The organism is Micromonospora sp. NPDC050187, from assembly GCF_044459745.1.
Taxonomy (GTDB): domain Bacteria; phylum Actinomycetota; class Actinomycetes; order Mycobacteriales; family Micromonosporaceae; genus Micromonospora.
The window spans coordinates 128,793-147,171 of record NZ_JBITJH010000012.1 but is presented as its reverse complement, the minus strand read 5'-3'; the positions used below and the strand labels follow the sequence as shown (position 1 = coordinate 147,171).

General features: G+C 70.5%; 16 protein-coding genes. 6 read left to right on the top strand and 10 right to left on the bottom strand.

Going from position 1 to position 18,379, the window contains the following annotated elements:
- Positions 1 to 35: 35 nt before the first annotated feature.
- Positions 36 to 338: a DUF4193 domain-containing protein gene (locus ACIBJE_RS19860; protein WP_396750314.1), complete on the bottom strand. Its 303-nt coding sequence runs from the start codon at positions 336 to 338 to the stop codon at positions 36 to 38.
- A gap of 1,331 nt (positions 339 to 1,669) precedes the next feature.
- Here ACIBJE_RS19860 and ACIBJE_RS19855 point away from each other — a divergent pair.
- Together ACIBJE_RS19855 and ACIBJE_RS19850 are read left to right on the top strand one after the other, a co-directional pair.
- Positions 1,670 to 2,047, top strand: a complete 378-nt coding sequence (locus tag ACIBJE_RS19855; RefSeq protein ID WP_396750312.1) for a hypothetical protein — start codon at positions 1,670 to 1,672, stop codon at positions 2,045 to 2,047.
- Between the two features lie 395 nt (positions 2,048 to 2,442).
- Entirely contained in the window at positions 2,443 to 3,156 is a 714-nt protein-coding gene (locus tag ACIBJE_RS19850) for a spermidine synthase (protein ID WP_357147630.1), read from the top strand.
- Positions 3,157 to 3,246: 90 nt separating this feature from the next.
- Here ACIBJE_RS19850 and ACIBJE_RS19845 read toward each other — a convergent pair whose 3' ends face one another.
- From ACIBJE_RS19845 to ACIBJE_RS19835, 3 genes are all read right to left on the bottom strand, one after another.
- The gene (locus tag ACIBJE_RS19845) at positions 3,247 to 4,149 is read right to left on the bottom strand and encodes a class I SAM-dependent methyltransferase (RefSeq protein WP_396750310.1); all 903 of its coding nucleotides are present in this window, start codon (positions 4,147 to 4,149) and stop codon (positions 3,247 to 3,249) included.
- A 368-nt stretch (positions 4,150 to 4,517) separates the two neighbouring features.
- Positions 4,518 to 5,444: a DUF1152 domain-containing protein gene (locus ACIBJE_RS19840; protein ID WP_396750308.1), complete on the bottom strand. Its 927-nt coding sequence runs from the start codon at positions 5,442 to 5,444 to the stop codon at positions 4,518 to 4,520.
- Between the two features lie 117 nt (positions 5,445 to 5,561).
- Complete coding sequence (locus ACIBJE_RS19835) at positions 5,562 to 6,446, bottom strand: nucleoside hydrolase (protein WP_396750435.1); 885 nt, start codon at positions 6,444 to 6,446, stop codon at positions 5,562 to 5,564.
- On the opposite strand from ACIBJE_RS19835, the gene ACIBJE_RS19830 reads away from it, so the two are divergent.
- Together ACIBJE_RS19830 and ACIBJE_RS19825 are read left to right on the top strand one after the other, a co-directional pair.
- Complete coding sequence (locus ACIBJE_RS19830; RefSeq protein ID WP_396750439.1) at positions 6,411 to 6,662, top strand: hypothetical protein; 252 nt, start codon at positions 6,411 to 6,413, stop codon at positions 6,660 to 6,662. The genes ACIBJE_RS19835 and ACIBJE_RS19830 overlap by 36 nt on opposite strands.
- Before the next feature lie 44 nt (positions 6,663 to 6,706).
- The gene (locus ACIBJE_RS19825) at positions 6,707 to 7,249 is read left to right on the top strand and encodes a MarR family winged helix-turn-helix transcriptional regulator (protein ID WP_396750306.1); all 543 of its coding nucleotides are present in this window, start codon (positions 6,707 to 6,709) and stop codon (positions 7,247 to 7,249) included.
- A gap of 46 nt (positions 7,250 to 7,295) precedes the next feature.
- Here ACIBJE_RS19825 and ACIBJE_RS19820 read toward each other — a convergent pair whose 3' ends face one another.
- The 5 genes from ACIBJE_RS19820 to ACIBJE_RS19800 form a co-directional block, all read right to left on the bottom strand.
- A complete protein-coding gene (locus ACIBJE_RS19820) occupies positions 7,296 to 7,475 on the bottom strand; it encodes a hypothetical protein (protein ID WP_396750304.1) in 180 nt (59 codons plus the stop codon).
- 117 nt (positions 7,476 to 7,592) lie between these two features.
- Complete coding sequence (locus tag ACIBJE_RS19815) at positions 7,593 to 10,604, bottom strand: hypothetical protein (RefSeq protein ID WP_396750302.1); 3,012 nt, start codon at positions 10,602 to 10,604, stop codon at positions 7,593 to 7,595.
- Between the two features lie 341 nt (positions 10,605 to 10,945).
- Entirely contained in the window at positions 10,946 to 13,795 is a 2,850-nt protein-coding gene (locus ACIBJE_RS19810) for a BTAD domain-containing putative transcriptional regulator (protein ID WP_396750300.1), read from the bottom strand.
- A gap of 161 nt (positions 13,796 to 13,956) precedes the next feature.
- Entirely contained in the window at positions 13,957 to 15,102 is a 1,146-nt protein-coding gene (locus tag ACIBJE_RS19805; protein ID WP_396750433.1) for an RNA polymerase sigma factor, read from the bottom strand.
- Between the two features lie 8 nt (positions 15,103 to 15,110).
- Positions 15,111 to 15,518 (bottom strand): YciI family protein, encoded by a 408-nt coding sequence (locus tag ACIBJE_RS19800; RefSeq protein ID WP_396750298.1) that lies wholly within the window; start codon positions 15,516 to 15,518, stop codon positions 15,111 to 15,113.
- A 324-nt stretch (positions 15,519 to 15,842) separates the two neighbouring features.
- Here ACIBJE_RS19800 and ACIBJE_RS19795 point away from each other — a divergent pair, with 324 nt between their 5' ends.
- Positions 15,843 to 16,625: a M23 family metallopeptidase gene (locus ACIBJE_RS19795; RefSeq protein ID WP_396750296.1), complete on the top strand. Its 783-nt coding sequence runs from the start codon at positions 15,843 to 15,845 to the stop codon at positions 16,623 to 16,625.
- A gap of 54 nt (positions 16,626 to 16,679) precedes the next feature.
- On the opposite strand, the gene ACIBJE_RS19790 is transcribed toward ACIBJE_RS19795, so the two are convergent.
- Positions 16,680 to 17,288 (bottom strand): class I SAM-dependent methyltransferase, encoded by a 609-nt coding sequence (locus tag ACIBJE_RS19790; RefSeq protein WP_396750294.1) that lies wholly within the window; start codon positions 17,286 to 17,288, stop codon positions 16,680 to 16,682.
- 71 nt (positions 17,289 to 17,359) lie between these two features.
- Between ACIBJE_RS19790 and ACIBJE_RS19785 the strand changes: the two genes are divergently transcribed.
- A complete protein-coding gene (locus tag ACIBJE_RS19785; protein WP_396750292.1) occupies positions 17,360 to 18,361 on the top strand; it encodes a LysR family transcriptional regulator in 1,002 nt (333 codons plus the stop codon).
- The last annotated feature ends 18 nt before the right edge of the window (positions 18,362 to 18,379 follow it).

The following is an 18,379-nucleotide window of genomic DNA, read 5'->3' as shown; positions in this document are numbered from 1 at the left end:
CGGAGTGGCGGGAAATGGTTGCCTGACAGTGGACGTCAGGAGCACTCCTGGCAGACGTCCCGGCCGTCGGCCCGCGTGGCGAGCTGGCTGCGGTGGTGCACCAGGTAGCAGCGTGCGCATCGAAACTCGTCCGGCTGCATTGGCACGACCGCCACGGTCAGTTCCTCGCCGGACAGGTCCGCGCCGGGCAGCTCGAAGTTCTCGGCGGCCTCGGCCTCGTCGAGGTCGACTCTTGCTGACTGCGGCGCCGCGCCGCGCGCCTTGAGTTCCTCCAGGCTGTCGTCTTCAACGTCATCGGCCGGTCGGCGCGGTGCGTCGTAATCGATGGGCTTGCTCATCGTGGCCTCTCCGGCTTTGGTTCACGGGCGTCACGTCGGTAGCCCGCGGCCCGTGTCGTGGCGCTCAAGCGAGCGGTGGAAGGGTAGCGCTCGCCCTTGGATGCGAGGGGCACCATAGGCAGTGATCGCCATCCCGGCGGAGAATGACTCCCCACTCCCCCGGCCATGGCCGGCCCCCGACAGGCACTGCGAGACGATGTCCCGGACCGGTCGTTGCCGTCTGTCGCCCTCACGAACAGGTAATCCGTGACCGCGACGCGAAGTGCGCGCCCGCGTTCTTGCCTCTGAAGGCATCGACATCCTGCGTACCCCGCCGCAAGCACCGAGGCCAACGCGTACGCGGAGAGACGGGTGCGCACGGTACGGCACGAGTGCCTCGACGGATCGCCCCCGGCACTTGCTGACGACCCTGGCCGAATACGTCACGCATCACAACGAGCACCGACCGCATCAGGCCCGATATCAAAGCATCCGCTTGGCGCAAACCGCGATGATCATCCTTCGGTTGACTGAGGCCGTGAAGTACGGAGACCCTGCTGCTCGCGCGCTGCTTCCCCGCCACCATCGCTGCGGACACCAAAGCCGTGTGCCGACAAAGGGCTCCACCAACGGATCAGCCGCTTCGGCGGTTGCCCCACTGGCGCGGGCTCTGGACCGAGCCCCGGCCGTCGGGGCGCTGACCCTTTCCATACGGTTGAGGCGAGGCGACCTTGCCCTTCCCGCGCCGGGCAGCCCGATTTGCGTAAACGGCAGGCTCGTCGGTCTCGGTCTCGGTCTCGGCCGTGGTTGTCGTGTCGGCATCCTCGGCGTGGGCGTCCTGAACGGGCTCAGGCTCCGACATCGGTATCTCCCTGGATTCGTGGGGCTTCCTGCGGACCATCGCCAGCCGGCGGACGCAGACTGCTCCGGAAGCTCGGCGAACTGCGTGACGCCGGGATCTTAGTACGCGACCAGGGCATCGACCCACAGCACCGAGCCGAGATCGCAGCATTCTGGGGGCAACCGGGCGGCTCTCCTATCACAACGTGAACAGGACGAACCCCACCAAGCTGATCTTCAGCAAGCGATCACAGCAACACCCCGCTGCGACCGGAAAACGCAGGGCAGGAAACCAAAGTCCGCAGGCCATCAGCCTGCGGACACGCGCGGAGCAGCGAGTCTCCATGTGACTCCGGTTGATCTTGATGCGCAGGGTGGTACGGCCGGCGGAACCGGGGTCTCGTCGGCGGGGAGCGTGCTGGTTCAGGCTTCGGCGCGGACCGCCGGTGCCACCGTTCCACGGCCGGTCTGATTCCTACGCCAGCCGACGCTGCAGCGGCTTGAATGGCGGTATGCAGGTCAGCAGAGACGGGCAGAGTTGGCGCATCGGCGCCGCCGCCGAGGTGGACTGGATCGCTGGTCACACCACTGCCGGCGTCTCGATCACCACCGCCATCCCGCCGATCTTCGACGCCTACGCCACCACGTACCAGGCCGACGACGTCACCGCCGCCGCCTACGAGCATGCCCTGATCAAGAACCTCATCACGCCCACCCCAGACCAGCCGTGGTGGCTGGCCTACCTCGACACCGGCGCCCACGACGTCGTCTTCCCCACGCCCCGAGGGTGTTCCTCTACTGGAACTGGCCGTACGTTCTGGTCGAGGCCGGCCCCGAGCAGGCCCTCACCTGGCGCACCGGTGGTCACATACGCGACCCGAGGTGCTTGACGCGCTCGAGGCCGACCACGACTACCTGCTCGGCGGCGCGGTGTTCACCCTGGACCCCGAGCTCCACCTGGGTCGGCCTCGGTGGTGGCCATACGATCCGCCCTGCGACCTCCAGCACAGCCGGTCCCTGTCAGTCAGCCGGGGCTGTGGTGCGACCACGGCCCGACCACGCAGAGCTCGTCCCACATGTCGGCTCCGCCTGGAAAACTGAGCCCGTGGTTCCGGCTGAACTTCGCCCCCTTCTGGCAGCATCGGGAGGTGCTGAGGGTGGAGGACTGGGCGGAGGTCCGTCGGTTGCACCGGGCGGGGCGGGATGGCCCTGGCTCTCCTCCTGGCGTCCGGATGGACAACTCATGCCCGCGCAACCGATACCAGCCGAACGCAAGGGAGATTCAGTGGGACGCCGTTTCGAGGAAATCGACTGGCGTGAGACGCCGATGGGTGCCATCAGCCTGCGACGCCGGCTTGATCCGACACTCAACGTCGACGTCTACGAGGTGAAACTGAACGACGAATACCTGATGTCGAGCCTGTTCACGGTGGCCGAGAGCGAGCTCGCCCGGCTCGCCCTGGCCGAGCTGCACGGAACTGACCTCGACGTTGTCGTCGGTGGTCTCGGCCTCGGGTACACCGCCGCAGCCGTGCTGGATGACCCGCGGGTACGGACGCTGACCGTGGTCGAGGCGCTGGGCGAGGTCATCTGCTGGCACCGAAGTGGTGCGTTGCCACTGGCCAGCCGGCTCACCGGGGATCCGCGCAGCTCTCTGACGCAGGGTGACTTCTTCGCGATGGTGAACGACCCGGCCGGCTTCGACCCGGAAAGGCCCGGCCGGCGCTTCGACGCCGTCCTGGTCGACATCGACCACTCACCCCGACATGTTCTACACCCGAGCCATGGCGCGTTCTATACCCCCGCCGGTCTGCGCCGGCTTGCCGGCCATCTGCGGGCTGGGGGAGTCTTCGCGCTGTGGTCGGACGACCCGCCGGATGACCGGATCACCGCCATGCTCGGCGAGGTGTTCGTCACCGCGCGGGCGCACGTGGTCACATTCGCCAACCACCTGACCGGCGGCGAGGCCGCCAACACGGTCTACGTCGCAGGCCGGTAGCCCGGACGAGCACTCTCACGCAGAACAGGCAGAATCGATACGGGGCACGTGAGATGGTCTACCAACCCGAGCCGCCGCATCGGTCGTGACTCAGGAGTCGGCGGCCCGGAAATGCCAGATGAGCATCGCGGGTGCTCCTTCATTTGCCGCTCGTGCTGCTTCGGGCACGAGGGCTGTGAGACTCCAGGGCCACACATCCCATCGACGCACCACGTCCGCCGCAGTTGGCACCTCCCTCGCCACGGAGGGGTCGCCGACCGGTAGGCGGGGTTCCTCGCAGCGCAGCGGCTGCAGGCCGGCTCGTAGTGCGGCACGCAGGTAGTCCCCGACCAGGTGTCGGTAGGCGACCAGGCGCCCGGGCCGCCCGTCCGCGTCCCGCACCGTGGGGACCGAGCCACGTGCGATCCCTTCGGGGTGCACGTCGGCGATGACCAGGTGGCCGCCTGGGCGTAGCACCCTGGCGAACTCGGCGAGGACCGGATCGAGGTCCGGCACATGGACCAGCGCGAGGCCGCAGACGACGAGGTCCATCGCGCCGTCTGCCACCGGCAGCCGGTGCAGATCGCCGACTTCGAAGCGCGCGTTGGGAACCCGCCGCCGGGCATGGTCAAGCATCTCGGGCGAACTGTCCACCCCGAGGACTTGATGCCCGCGCGCGGACAGGGCTGCCGCGTACCGGCCAGTGCCGCAGGCCGCGTCGAGAGCGACGCCGGCGGGCAGGGCGTCGACGATCTCGGTAACCACCGGCTCGTCGAACTCGAACGCCGAGTTGGGGACGTCGTCGTAGGTGCTTGACCAGATGCGGTAGCCCTCGACGGTGTCAACCCGCGCCACGTCGACCGCCGCGGATGCGAGGGACTCGTCGTCGAGCAGTTTGCGGATCTCGCCGATGCGGGCCTCGACGAACGCACGGTCGTGCTTCCCGGTGAACGATCTGAGCAAGGCGACGCCCTCGAGTCCGAGTACGTACGCCAGGGGGCTCTCGTAGATCACAAACACGACGTTAACGTGACGGTCTACATCGAAGCCAGTGGATTACCGCAGGATGCTCAACTGCCGGGATCGGAATTGCACGAGTTCGGCCGCACCCTGCACTCCTGCGGCGTCCTTGCCTCCTAGGGCTCCGTCGCGGACTGCTACGACTGTGAGACTTTGAGGGGCCGTCAGGCGGCCTGACTCTTGCTTACGACGGACCCTGCGGTTTGGGTGTCCTTGCTGTTGATCTGTCGTCTGCCTGCCGGTGCAGCACCCAGTGGTGCTGGCCGGACGGGCAGTGACCTCATAGGAGCCTGATCGCAACAGGTCCCGTCACAGTCCCGTCCACCCGGCCGGCCAGCGTAAGGGCTCATTGTGGCCCTAGGTCAGCGCTGGAAGTCGACGAAGCGGGTGAGCCCGACCTCGGGGATGCGTCCCAGTGAGCGGTAGGTCTGCACGGCCTCGTCGAGGGTGGTCGTGGGTACCAGGTGCTTGGCGTGTTTGGCGACGCTGTCGGCCACCAGGTGCGGGTCGAAGACCCAGACCGGGAGGCTGGCCGGCCCGACCCGGGCGACCTCGCCGAACGGGTTGCTCTTGAGGGTGCGGTGCAGCCCGAACTCGCCTCGGCCGGCCTTGAGCACCAGGCTGCCGACCGGGTCGTCGGCCTCGCCGTGCAGCGCGCCCACGCGCTCGATGGCCGGGTAGCTGGGGGCGATGACGCCGCGCAGCGCGCCGGCTTTGACCGCGGTGCTCAGGTTGCGGTCCAGCTCCTCGATCTCCATCTCGGCGTCGACGCCGTATCCGGCCAGGCCGAAGTAGGCGCGGCATTGCTGCTGGAGCAGGCCGGCGAGGGTGAGGTGGTCGGCCAGCGAGGTTTGGGTTGGTCGGATCTCGTTGCCGGTGGACAGCGTGTCGGAGCCGACGTCGACGCTGACCAGCAGGTCGGCGCCGTAGTGTGCGACGACCTGCCGCATCCCGTCGGCGACGCCCTGACCGCCGCCACGCAGCGAGATGAGGAATGCTTCTCCGCCGAAGTGGCGGGCGGCGGTCGCCTCGTGCGGCTGACGGCCGTCGATCTGCGAGTTCGCAGTGACGATGACCGCATGCGCGCCGAGCGGCTTGGCGGGGCTGAGGTCGAGGGGCTGGTAGAAGTCCGGGCCGACGGTCATCCGCAGGGCGGTCTTCTGTTCACCGGCTGGCGGCCACCATTGGCAGGCGACGCCGCCGAGGATGACGCGCTGTACGCCGAGCCGGCCGAGCCAGTCGGCGACGAGGGAGGCGACCAGGCAGTCACTGCCTCCTCCGTGGCCCATGACCAGGGCCGTCCTGGACTCTAGAGCGGCTTCTTCAATCGTCGGTGTGGTCACTGGACAGGCCCCTTCTCGGCAGCACCGCTAACGCAGAGTCACGATCACGGTCACGCCACGACATTAGTTCGTACCTTTACTATCCTGCAAGGGGGTGTCGCCGAGGAGTTCGCGGACGAGGCGGCGGATGCGGGGGACGTCCACGTCGACCGCCACGACGACCGGGTTGCCATCGGCCTCGGCGTTGCCGTCTGCCGGGAGCTCCGGCCGGCCGGACCGGCTGCGTGCCAGCGGGCGTGTGTCGACGACGGTCTGGTTCCAGGCGGCGCTGCCGCCGGTGTGCACGGCGACCGGGAGGACCTCGGCCGTGACCAGGGTCGGGTGCACGCAGGCCGTGGCCGCGAGCAGGTCGTGGCAGGGCATTCGGCCCGGTGGACAGAGGCTGGCGCCGAAGCGCCGGTACACCGCCAGGGGACAGTCCAGGAAGTCGGCTGCCGGGGTGAGCCGGCGGTCGAGGATGGCCAGCTCGGCGTCGGTCATGGTCGCGGTATGGGTCACGTCGAGCCCGACCACCAGCGGCGGCTGCGCCCAGGGCACCGCGAGCACCGCCGCAGCGCATGAGGGGTCGTGGGCGGTTTCGCCTCCGCTGTGGGGGACCGCACCCAAGGCGTCGGCTTCCGCGATCCCCGCCCGCGCGATGCCGCCGGCGCGGGCGCTGCCGCCCGTGAGGGTGAGCCGCGCCCGCGACGTGCGGGCGTGGGCGCCGATGGCGGCGGCCACGTTGGTCAGGGGCCCGAGCGTGAGTAGCCAGGCTCCGGCGGGGACCTCGCGTGCGATCACCTCCGGCGCGCCGGGCTGTGCGCGTGGTGGCAGCGGGGGTACCCGTGGGCCGAGGTCGCCGGGTCCGTCGTGGCCGTGGATCGGCACCGGTCGGCGGGTCGGCGGTGCCGGCGCGGTCTGGTCGAGCCGGACGTGGACCGGGACGGTGGGGCGGCCGGCGGCCTCCAGGACGACGCGCAGATTGCGCGCGCGGCGACCGGCGCGGGCACGCTGCCGCCGACGGCGGTGACCGCGGCGAGGTCGACGTCGGGCTGGCCGCACAGCCACCGGGGCGCTGCGGCGACGTCGATCCCGCCGTCGCTGTCGATGACGAGTGTCACGGTGCGCCTTTCGTTCGCCGATGAGGCCGGGCTTCTGGACTGCCACTGGACAGCGGTGCGCTGACTAGACTGGCGCCGTGAGATCGTCCGCAGGGGTTGGGCACCGGGATGCCGCAAGCTGACGCGCCGCATGTCGGTTCCGTCGATCCGGCCGAGGTGGATGCGATCCCGTTGGAGGATCTGGAAGAGGCTCTGCGACACCATTCGGCCGGCAATACGCCTGGGTTTCTGTTGCGGCATGCGACGTTGCGCTGGCAGCGCCACGTGGCGACCGCGCTGGCCGGGATGTCCATGACGCACGTGCAGTTCCTCGTGTTGGGCAGCACGTGGTGGTTGGGGCGTAACGGGGAGGCGCCCCGGCAGCGCGACGTGGCCGACCATGCCGGCCTGGAGCCGGTGATGACCTCCCAGGTCCTCAAGGTCCTGGAGCGGGACGGGCACGTGAAGCGGATCCGGGACACCGCCGACGCCCGCGCCGTCCGGGTCATGGTGACGCCGCAGGGCCGTGACCTCGCCCGCCGCTGCGTCGTGATCATGGATCGGATCGACGCTGTGTACTTCGCCGAGGCGCGTGCTACGCCCGGCTTCATGGAGCAGTTGCGGGCGCTGGCCGGGCGCGACAGTGCCGGCAACCCGGCTCGGCCCTCGTAGCGCCCGGTGCGGCTGCCGCCCGGCTCTGCCGCTGCTGGCGCGGGTCTCACTGCCGCGCGAACGGCCGGCCGATCGCGGCCGGCGCGGCGGCGCGGCCGACGAACGTGGCTGACGCGAGCACGGCCAGCAGGTAGGGCAGCGCGATCAGCAGCTCATGCGTCCCCCGGACCCGCAACCGCCGGTAGCCCCGGTGCGCGGTGCGGGTGTTCCCGCGTCGTACCCGCACGCACCGGAAACGACCCGGCCGGGACGCTATCGGGCGTCCCGGCCGGGGCAAGACTCACATCACGGTCGGCGACCGGTCAGCCCACCCACCAGCTCGGGTGGGCGGGCTGACCGTCGGTCAACCGCGGACCGATGCGTCGATCATGGTGAGGCTGGTGATGACCGCCTCGACCTCGGGCATCCCCTCGGTGTAGTCGCCGTTGGCGATCCGCACCGACGCGGCCTCGTACCGTTCGGTCAGCAGACCGTGCCGGCTCTTCGCCTTCGCCACGATGCAGTTGCCCACCGGGTCCCACGTCTCCTCCGAGCCGCCGGCCACACAGTCGGTCAGGTGCCGCTGCCCGGCGAGCGGGTCGAAGGCGCCGTTACCGGCCGTGCACGGTGCCCCCCGGGCAGGTGCGTTGCAGTTCGCGTACGCCGCGAGGGCGGTGGCGAAGGTGTCCTTGACGATGCTGGCGTCGCTGTCGTCGCCGACGATCCGGGTGGCACCGAACAGCGCCGCGTGGAGCAGGTCGTCCTGCGTCAGCGTCCGGCCGAAGCCGAGCTGGGTGTACGCCTTGAGCAGCTTCACCACCCGGGTCACCTCGGCGTTGCTGCGGTGGAGGTCCGACGCCTCGTTGTTCAGGTCGTCGTACACCTGGCCGTAGTAGGCCGCCTGCCGACCGGCCAGGAAGTTGGTCATCCGGGTCCGAACGTCCGTGTTGACCTGCTCGTTGCCGGAGTAGGTGGCACCCGACTCGAACATCGGCTTGTAGACCGCGTCCCAGTTGTCGAGGTAGTCCTCCAGCCCGTAGCAGAAGACGATTTCACCGGTCGCCCGGTACTCCCGGCAGATCTCGCCCAGCGCAGTGGTCAGGGTCCGGACCTGGTAGTCCCGCACCTCGCTACCCCACTGCACGCGTAGCCGCATCTGCACCCGCAGGTCCGCCTTGGTGACGTTGAACTTCGTGGTGGAGCTGCGCTTGATGTTGACCATGCCGGCGTCGTAGCAGAGCGACACCTTCGGCTTGTCCGGGTGGGCGTACTGGGCGAAGGCGAACACGCTCGGTGCCGAGGTCAGCGCGATGTTGTTCGGCCGGCTCAGGTACCCCGGCGCACCGTTGCACGGCTGCACGCCCGCCGGGTCGGTCAGCTTGCCGGCGTCCGGCATCGTCTGGTCGATCGGGCCGAAGAGGTTGTACTCCTTGTCGTCACTGTACTTCTTGCGTACGGCGGTGAGCTTGAGCCGCAGGTCACCGACCGCGTTCAGGTAGTCGGCGGTCAGCCCGGTGAAGAGCACGTTGGTCCGCTTGCCGTCGGCACCCGGCGTCGTTCTCGGCTTGCTCAGCGCCCGGTTCACGGTCAGGATGTCCTGCCCGGTGGAGATGATCCGGGCGGTCTCGGTCGCCGAGACCTGCTTGGCGTAGTCCGGGTTCTGGAGGGCCAGCACGCCGTAGCCACGGGCGGCGAAGGACCAGGTGGCCGGGTTGGGCTTGGTCAGCGTGCTGCTGGTGGGCAGCCCGTACTGGTTGCCGGCGTACCACTCCAGGTAGCCGAGCGCGCCGTTGGGCTCCCAGGTGTTCAGCGCCTGAACCGGGTCGGTCGTGCTCCAGCCGGTGCTCGGGCCGGTCAGCGGGGCCCGGGTGGACAGCGTCGTCGCGGCGGTACGGAGGATGCCCTCCGGCTCCGTGTAGCGGTCCCCGCCGCCGTTGTAGCTGGGGATCGGCTGGCCGTACCGCTGCTCGTAGTCGATGTACTTGTTCATCGTCAGGTTGGTGTCGTAGAGGATGTCCTCCTGCTGCCCCTTGATGATCTCGGCGCCCCACATGTCCAGCCGGGGCATGAGCCGCAGCAGTTGCGTCTCCAGGTTCGCCAGCTGGGCGTTCGTGGCGTTCTGCAGCTGCATCATCTCGTCGAACCGATTGATCATGTCGCCGTACAGGTTGGTCAGGCCCTGTTCCAACCGGTCGAACCGGCTGTGCATGTTGGTGTTCAGCGTGGCAATGTCCTGCCGGATCTTGGCCAGTTCGTCCAGCATCACCTGCTCCGGGCTCGGCACCCCGGAGAAGAGCGGCAGCACGCTGGTGATGGCGCCCAGCACGTTCCCGGTCAGGGTGAGGGTGCTCATCGAGAAGATGGCCTCCCCGAGACCCAGCCCGGCCACGGCCGGGATGAAGTTGTTGATCGCGGTGGCGACCTGCACCGCCGCCTTGCCGACCCCGGCGGCGATCTTGCCGGCCCGGGGGTCGGCGAAGCCGAGCAGGGTGGAGAGGATCTCGATGGCGGTCGCCGCGCCGTCGATGATCTTCTGCCGCTCGGCCGCGAGGTCCCGCTGGTTCTGCTGCTCGGCCAGGGTGGGGCGCGGTGCGCCCGGCGCGACCGGGTACTTCGCGTCCAGCTCCTTCATGAGCGCCAGCGTGGCGTCGTTCTGGGCGCTGATCAGTTCGAGCTTGGCGGCGAGCTGCTCCTGCCCCTCCTGGAGGTACCCGGTGCTGTTGGTCAGCTGGTCCATCAACGCCTGGACGTTGACGTTCGTGGCGATGACCGGGTCGGCCAGCAACTGGTCGGTGGTCGCGTTGGCGCTGATGTTCATACCGGCGCCGATCGCACCGTCCCAGGCCGCCCGGAACGCGCTGTCGATGCTGCCCCGCTGGTTGACCCGGCTCCAGACGAGGTCCTGGATGGCGTAGAGCTGGCTGAAGGCGGTGTACTGGAACTTGCTCCCCGCCACGTAGTCGGACGTCACGGCCCAGGTCTTGATGTCCTTGCCGATCGTCGACTCCAGCAGGTCCCGGATGATCGGCGCGGCCTGGGCGCCAGCCGGATGCAGCGTGGTCAGGTTGAGCAGCTTCATGGCGTAGTCGAACGCCGGCCGCTCCAGGTCCTGGGCGGTCAGGTTCGAGTCGTACCAGGACCGCATGGACGCCATCCGCTGGTGCAGCTGCTCGGTCGTCGCGTAGGGGTTCTTCTCCCGGAACCCGACGAGGTCGGCGCTGAGCATCATGTCCCGCAGCCCGTTCGGGCCGGGGTTGTGCAGGCGGGCGTACGCGGTGAAGAGCCGGTTCTGCAACTCCTGGTTGTTGACCTCGACACCGCCGGCCGCGCGGACCGGCTGGGCCAGGGTCAGCGAGACGACCACGGCGGTCGCCACGGCGACCACCCGGCCGAAAAGGGATCGACGGCGGCGCTGTCTATATCGGATCTCGGGCACGGTTGTACCTGACACAGGTGTTCCCCCCACAGTGATGGACGGGAACGAGTGTCGGGCACGCCGATGGGAATCCGGTGGGATCCGGAGTCGACACGGTCCCACTGGGATCCCATCGGCCGGTGCTATCGGCATGGGACGCCGCCGAGCCGGGTGGTCCATCAGATGAACGCGTCGGCCATCCGGCGGACGGATCGGGCCGACCGGGCGGTCCCACGCTACCCGGGAAGTCAGGTCCACGGTACCCGGCAGGCCGGATTCACGGTACCCGGGGAGCCGGGCCCTCAGTCGACGGTCCGGCCGACCGGACCGCCCGGCCAGGGAGCGTGTGCGCGCAGCAGCGCGTTCACCTCGTCCCGGGAAAGCTGCCAGCCCCGCTGCCGGGCGGTGGCCCACTGGTCCAACGTCAGCGCCTCCCGGACGGTCGCCACCTGCCGGGGCGAGTCCACCGGGTCCATCAGGTCCGGCACGAAGCCGTACCGGGACCCGTGCCGCTCGACCGCCGCGAGCAGGGCAGCGCCGTCCTCCGGTCGGCCCAGACCGGCCAGCGCCGCGGCGGCCGTGTGCACGATGACCAGCCACGAGGTGACGTCACTGTCACGTTCCAGCAGGTCGAGCACGGACAGCCCGGCAGTCAGCGCTCCGGCCGGATCGGTCAGGTCGAGAGCCACCTTCATCGCCAACCAGGACGACGATGCCTCGACGAACCCGTGGCCGCAGCGCCGCGCGACCTGCACGGACTCCGCCAGGTCGACCCGCGCCCGGTCGACCTGGCCGGCGATCCGGCGCAGCATCCCCAACGCCGACAGGGCCTCCGCCTCGATCGCCGGTTCCCCCACCTGCCGGGTCAGCGTCACCGCCGAGCCGGCATCGGCGATGGCGTCCGGGACGGTGGTCGCGCCGGCCGCCGCTTCGAAGAGCGCCCGGTACGCCAGGGCCAGCGCCCCAGTCACGGTGTCCCCCGCCGCGCGGGCGGCGTCGACCGCCTCACGCATCGACCGGCCGGCAGCCGCCGGATCACCGGCCAGGTACGCCAGCCCGCCCAGACCGATCAGCGCACGGGCCCGTACCCCCGGTTCGGCATCCGGGGCAGCCGCCAACCCGGCCCGCAACCAGCCGGTCCCCTCGACGATCTGCCCGGTCCGGTACCAGTACATGGCGAGGGCCCCGCCCAGCCGCAGCGCGTACCGGCCGTCACCGGCCGCCAGCGACGAGGTGAACGCCAGCCGGATCTCGGCCTGCCGCTGTGCCAGGCCGGCCAGTACCACCCCCGATTCCGGGCCCCGGACCTGCCGCTCGGCGTCCTCCGCGTACCGCAGCACCCAGTCCCGGTGGGCGGCCTGCGCGGCGGCCAGCTCCGCCGGGTCCAGCCGGGACCGCCCGTACTGTCGCAGGGTCTCCAGCAGTCGGAACCGGCGCGGATCGGTGCCCGGCTCCACCATCACCAGTGACTTGCGGACCAGCGCGGCGACCGGGGCCAGTGCCGGCCCGCCGACGACAGCCCCGGCCGCCGCCAGGTCGAACCCGCCGCCGAAGACGCTCAGCCAGCGGAAGACCCGTTGCTGCGCCGTATCGAGCAGGTGGTAGCTCCAGTCCACCGCGTCCACCAGGCTGCGGTGCCGGTCCGGGACGCCGGTCGGGCCGTCGGCCAGCAATGCCAACCGGTCGTCGAGCGCGCCGGCGATCTGCTCCACCGACAGCACCTGGCAGTGTGCCGCCGCCAGTTCGATCGCCAGCGGCAGCCGGTCCAGTTCGGCGCAGATGGTACGGATCATCTCCCGGTCGCCCGGGCCGGGTGCCCAGTCCGGCGTGACCGCCGCCGCCCGCTGGTCGAACAGCTCCACCGCCTGTTCGCCGGAGAGCACCGGCACCTCGAACACCGCCTCGCCCGCCACCCGCAGCGGTTCGCGGCTGGTCGTCAGGACCCGCAACCCGCCACACCGGGCCAGCAGCGTGGCCACCGCCGTCCCGACCGGGGACACCAGATGTTCGCAGTTGTCGAGCAGCAGCAGCAGTTCACGCGCGCCGAGTACCCCCGCGAGCTGCTCCAGCGTCGCGACCGCCGGGAGGCCCAACGCCGCCCCGACGGTCTCCACCAGCAGCTCCGGTGCACCCAGGCCGGCCAGCTCCACCAGCCACGGGCCGTCGGTGTCCGGCCGGCTCCGGGCCACCTGGAGGGCCAGCGTGGTCTTGCCGACCCCACCCGGGCCGGTCACCGTGACCAGCCGGTGCTGGCCGAGCATCCGGTCCACCGCTGCCCGCTCGCCGGGCCGGTCCAGCAACCGGTTGACCTCGAACGGCAGGTTGCGGGTGCGCTCCGGCACCGTTGGGGCGGGGCCCGTCACCGCGGCCGTCCCGGTCGGGCCGGCCAGCTCCGGATCCTGCCGCAGCACCGCGCTCTCCAGGTGCCGCAACGCCGGCCCCGGGTCGAGGCCCAGTTCGTCGGCGAACACCGCGCGGGCGGCACGCAGGGCGTCCAGTGCCTCCCGCTGCCGGCCGGCCCGGTAGAGGGCGAGGGCGTACAACTCGTGGCCGCGTTCCCGGAACGGGTATTCGGCGGCGTGCGCGGCCAGGTCACCGACCACGGCCGCGTGTTCGCCGAGCGCCAGCAGGGCGGCGTACCGCTCCTCGACGGCGTCCAGCCGAAGACCGGTCAGCCGGGTCACCTCGGGCTGCACGAAGGCGTAACCGGCGAACTCGGCGTACGGCTCGCCACGCCACTGGGCCAACGCCTCGTCGAGCAGGTGGAGCGCCTCGGCCGGATCGTCCTGCCGCAACGCCCGGACACCGGAAGCCACCCGGCCGGCGAACCGCTCCGCGTCCACATTGTCCGAATGCAGCCGCAGCGTGTATCCCGGTCCCTGCCGGGCCAGCAGCTCGCCGTGCGCGCCGGCCGTCCGTCCCGGGTCGAGAATCCGGCGCAACTGCTTGATGTATCCGTACAGGGTGGTCAGTGCCGGCGCCTTCGTGTCCGCCCAGACCAGGTCGATGATCCGTTCGACCGGCACCAGCCGTTGCCGGGCGAGCAGCAGCACCGCCAGGACCGCACGCTGGCGGGTGCCGCCCAGGTCGACCGGTTGCCCGTCGACCGTCGCCGCCATGGGCCCGAGCACCCCGACCCGCACGTCCACCACGTTCCGCCACCTCCCACCGGTGCGCACGATGCTACGGGCACCGCTGGTGGTGCTCGCGAGCCGTTTTCCCGCCGGCGCGGACCCGTTCGCTCCTGCTGTCGACAGGTCCACCAGAGAGAACCGCCGGGCCATCGGGTACCGGTCCCCGCACGCTGGGCTGCTCAGCGACAGCGGCGGGCGTTGAGCCGGGCGGCCTGTCGCGTCAGGTGGTCGCGTTCGGCGAGGTTGGGGGCCTTCTGGGCCGCCTCGGCGTACCGCCGTGCCGCCGTCGCCAGGTCGCCGTCGCGCTCGTGGAGGTACGCCGCCACCGCGGCGTGGCGGGGCAGTGAGTCGTCCAGCGCCGCGAGCGCCACCAGCCCGGCGCGCGGTCCGTCGGCCTCGCCGATGGCCACTGCGCGGTTGAGCCGGACGACTGGGCTGTCGGTCAGGCGCGCGAGCTCGTCGTACCACTCGACGATCTGCACCCAGTCGGTCTCCTCGGCGGTGGGCGCGTCAGCGTGGAGTGCCGCGATGGCGGCCTGGGCCTGGAACTCGCCCAGCCGGTCGCGGGTGAGGGCCGCCTGCAGGATCTCGACGCCCTCGGCGATCGACTTCGTGTCCCACCGGCTGCGGTCCTGCTCGGCGAGCGGCACCAGACTGCCGTCGGGCGCGGTCCGGGTGGCGCGCCGGGCGTGGTGGAGCAGCATGAGGGCGAGCAGCCCCGCCACCTCGGGGTGGTCGATCGCGGCCGCGAGCTGCCGGGTGAGCCGGATGGCCTCGGCGGCGAGGTCGACGTCGCCGGAGTAGCCCTCGTTGAAGACCAGGTAGAGAACGCGCAGCACGGTGGCGACGTCGCCGGGCTGGTCGAACCGCACGCCGGAGACGGTGCGCTTGGCCCGGCTGATGCGCTGCGCCATGGTCGCCTCGGGCACCAGGTATGCCTGGGCGATCTGGCGGGTGGTCAGCCCGCCGACGGCGCGCAGCGTGAGCGCGACCGCGGACGACGGCGTCAGCGACGGGTGGGCGCACAGGAAGTAGAGCTGGAGCGTGTCGTCCACCGCGGGCACGGACCCGGGCGCCGGTTCCTCGTCGACGAGGTCCTCACGCCGGCGGCGGGCGGCGTCCGCCCGGGTCGCGTCGAGGAACCGGCGCCAGGCCACGGTGACCAGCCAGCCCTTCGCATCTCGCGGCGGGTCGGCCGGCCAGACGCGGACCGCCTCGACCAGCGCGTCCTGCACGGCGTCCTCGGCCGCCGCGAAGTCGGCTCCGCGGCGGACGAGGATCCCGAGCACGCTCGGCGTGAGGCTCCGGAGCAGAGCCTCGTTCAACTGCGGGTTCACTCCGTGATGGTGGGCGGCGCGGTCAGGAACGGGCGCAGCTCGAGCCACTCGTGGATCGGCTTCCCGCCCGCCCCAGGGGCGGCCGACAGCTCCCCGGCCAGCTCGACGGCGCGCTCGTAGCTGTCGACGTCGATCACCATCCAGCCGGCGATGAGATCCTTGGTCTCGGCGAACGGGCCGTCGGTGACCGGCGGGCGCCCCTCACCGTCGTACCGGACGAACGTCCCCTCGGGGGCGAGCGCCTGACTGCCGACGAACTCGCCGGTCCCCTCGAGCCGGGCCGCGAAGTCGTTCATGTACTGCATGTGCGCCGAGATCTCCTCCGGCGTCCACTGGTCCATGGGCACGTCGTTGACCGCAGTCGGAGCGCCGCGGTAGTGCTTGAGCAGCAGGTACTTGGCCATCGTGTTTCTCCTCGGTGCTGGTGCGACCCATTCTGGTCACGTTCACCGCAGGGACGGAGCCAGCCACGGGTTCTCGACATCGTCGTCCGGAATTTTTCCGTCCGCCGCCGGTCGGCTGCGTGCCGCCTCGTTGCCACGATCACCTGCGTGCAGGACGACAGGGAGCCGGTCGCGCCACGGTCTTGACAGGAGAGGCATCGACTCGCTTAAGATCCAGATCTCTTGCGATCGAGACCCATCGCTGCCATTCGTCATGCGTGGGACGCCGGCGGTCGTGACCCGACGTGACCGAGGAAGCGCATGCGGCGAACCGATGGAGCAGCGGTGGAAAGCGGGCAGTCGCCGCACCGGATCGACCGTCGCCACCTGCTCGGGGTGATCACCGCCGCGCTCGCCGCCGGCGTCATCCCGGAGGCGTGGCTCGCCGAGGCGGCGTACGGCGCCACGCCCAGATGGAACCGGCCCTTCGACAAGTGGGTCCCGATCACGTCGCCGTTCGGGCCCCGACGGGACCCGATCACCGGCGAGACTCGGCAGCACAACGGCACGGACTACAGCTACTCCGGGATCCTCGGCTACCCGGCCCGGTCGATCGCCGCGGGCACGGTGACGAGCGTCAGCTACAACGCGAGCGGCTTCGGCCACCATGCGATCATCACCCACGCCGACGGCTGGCGGAGCATCTACGCGCACCTGCGGGAGGCCCCCGTGGTCCGGACAGGCGCTCAGGTCGCCGCCGGGCAGCACGTCGGCAACGTCGGTTCGACCGGCCGCTCGACGGGTCCGCACCTGCACCTTGAGGTCATCCATCCGAACGGTGCAAGAGTCGATCCCGAGTCGGTCCTCGCGGGCGCGCCGTTGGCCGGGGCGCCCGGACAGCCACCCGGAATTCTCACCAAGGACGGACTGATGTATCTCATCTGGAGCACCGGCGGCACGGGCTACCTGGTCACCCCCAACCGCGTCATCGGGCTGCGGTCGATGGCGCACTACAACCTGTTCAAGCGGATCATCAACTCGAACCAGGCCGCTGCCCAGCCGGAGGTCTTCAACCAGTTGGAGATCGACCAGATCAACGCCTACCTGAACGGGCACGTGCCGGCCTGACCCCTGCACCGATCGGGTCCGTCCGGGAATGGTGCACCGGGGCCCACCGGCTGCTCACACGTCGGCCGCGATCGCGGCGATCGCGGCGTGCGGCCGGTGAGTGCCGTCGCTGGGCCGCCGCAGATGCTCGACTGCCGTGAAGCCGGCGCGCGTCAGCCGCTCGGAGAATTCGTCGACGGGCCAGCGGTAGGCGGTCACGACCTTGTGGTCGAAGGCGTCGACCTCGTCACCGTCGAAGAAACCGACCACCAACCTCCCAGCCGGGGCCATCGCGCGCCGGAACTCACCGAGCACGCTCCCGAGATCCTGCGGCGGTAGGTGGATCAACGAGTACCAGGCCAGGATGCCGGCGACGGAGTGGTTCGCGACGTCGAGCTTCTCCATCGACCCGAGCTGGTAAGTGCCGCTCGGGTGGGCCGCCTTGGCATGGGCGATGAACTCGGGGACCATGTCGATCCCCTGTGCGTCGACGCCCAGTGAGCGCAGGTGGTCGGTGATATGGCCGGGTCCACAGCCCAGATCGAGCACCGGGCCGGACCGTCCCGACAGGTGTCGCCCGATGAAGGCGAGGTCGTCGACGTGTACCTGTTGGCTCGTACCGAACAGTCGGATGTAAAGATCCGCCACGGACGCATATGCCTGTCCCACGTGCTCCACGTTCACGCCGTGACTATATGAACTTCGGGCCGGCGGCCACGGGTGGACGCCCCACGTCCGAGGGAGGGGAAGCCAGGATGCTTGAGCAGCCGCACGCCGAGGAGCCACAACCGGAAGTTGTCACCGACGTCGACCTGGGCGCCGTGCGGGCGTTCCTCGCGGTGGTCGACGACCGCTACTTCGGCGAGGCGGCCGCCCGGCTGCGGATGAGTCAGCAGGCGGTGTCCAAGCGCATCGCGGCACTGGAACGCGACCTCGGGGTGCGCCTGTTCACGCGTACGCCGCGGGGTGCCGCCCTCACCATCGACGGTCAGGCGTTCCTACCCCACGCTCGCGACCTGATGCGGCTCGCCGAGCGCGCCGTCGGTTCGGTCCAGCCCGGCCGTCGCGCGTTGCGGGTGGACGTGCTCAACCGGCGGATCGGACCGGCCGGCCTGTTACGCGACTTCCACCGGGCGCACCCGGAGACCGAGCTGGATGTGGTGACCCTGGTCGAGTCGGACGCCGCCGCTGCGATCGCCGCCGTCGGGGCCGGCACGGTCGACGCGACGTTCCGGGCGGTCACCGTGCCGCCCGAGGAGCTGCCGCCGGGCATTCGCGCCGCGCGTGTCCTGGATGACCCCCACCAACTGCTGACCGGACCGGCTCACCCGCTCGCCGCCGCCCGCCACGTCACCATGGCCGACCTGTCCGGCGTGCGGATCTGGATCCCCGGGATCGTTCCCGGCACCGAGTGGGCCGCCTACTACGACGCCCTGGCCGCCGAGTTCGGCCTCACCATCGAGCGGATCGGTCCCAACTTCGGCACCGACCACCTGCTCGACGTGCTGGCCGACTCACCGACGCTGACCTCGCTGGTCGGGGAGAAGACGCGCATGGCCTGGCCGCAGACCTACGACCTGCGCCGTGTCCCGGTCCTCGATCCCACCCCGGTCTACCCGCATTCCCTCATCTGGCGCACCGACAACCCTCATCCGGGACTGGCCACGCTACGCAGCCACATCGCGTCCGTGCCGAACCGCCACGCCACCGCCGACGCCTGGGTCCCGGCATGGGCGGCCGAACCGGCCACACCCTGACCGAACCACAGACCATGA

Bases quoted from the DNA above. Each gene is read 5' to 3' on its own strand.
- ACIBJE_RS19785 (WP_396750292.1), top strand. From the start codon at position 17,360: ATGCTTGAGCAGCCGCACGCCGAGGAGCCACAACCGGAAGTTGTCACC.
- ACIBJE_RS19855 (WP_396750312.1), top strand. From the start codon at position 1,670: ATGCAGGTCAGCAGAGACGGGCAGAGTTGGCGCATCGGCGCCGCCGCC.
- ACIBJE_RS19825 (WP_396750306.1), top strand. From the start codon at position 6,707: ATGCCGCAAGCTGACGCGCCGCATGTCGGTTCCGTCGATCCGGCCGAG.
- ACIBJE_RS19800 (WP_396750298.1), bottom strand. From the start codon at position 15,518: ATGGCCAAGTACCTGCTGCTCAAGCACTACCGCGGCGCTCCGACTGCG.
- ACIBJE_RS19860 (WP_396750314.1), bottom strand. From the start codon at position 338: ATGAGCAAGCCCATCGATTACGACGCACCGCGCCGACCGGCCGATGAC.
- ACIBJE_RS19840 (WP_396750308.1), bottom strand. From the start codon at position 5,444: ATGGGCCACGGAGGAGGCAGTGACTGCCTGGTCGCCTCCCTCGTCGCC.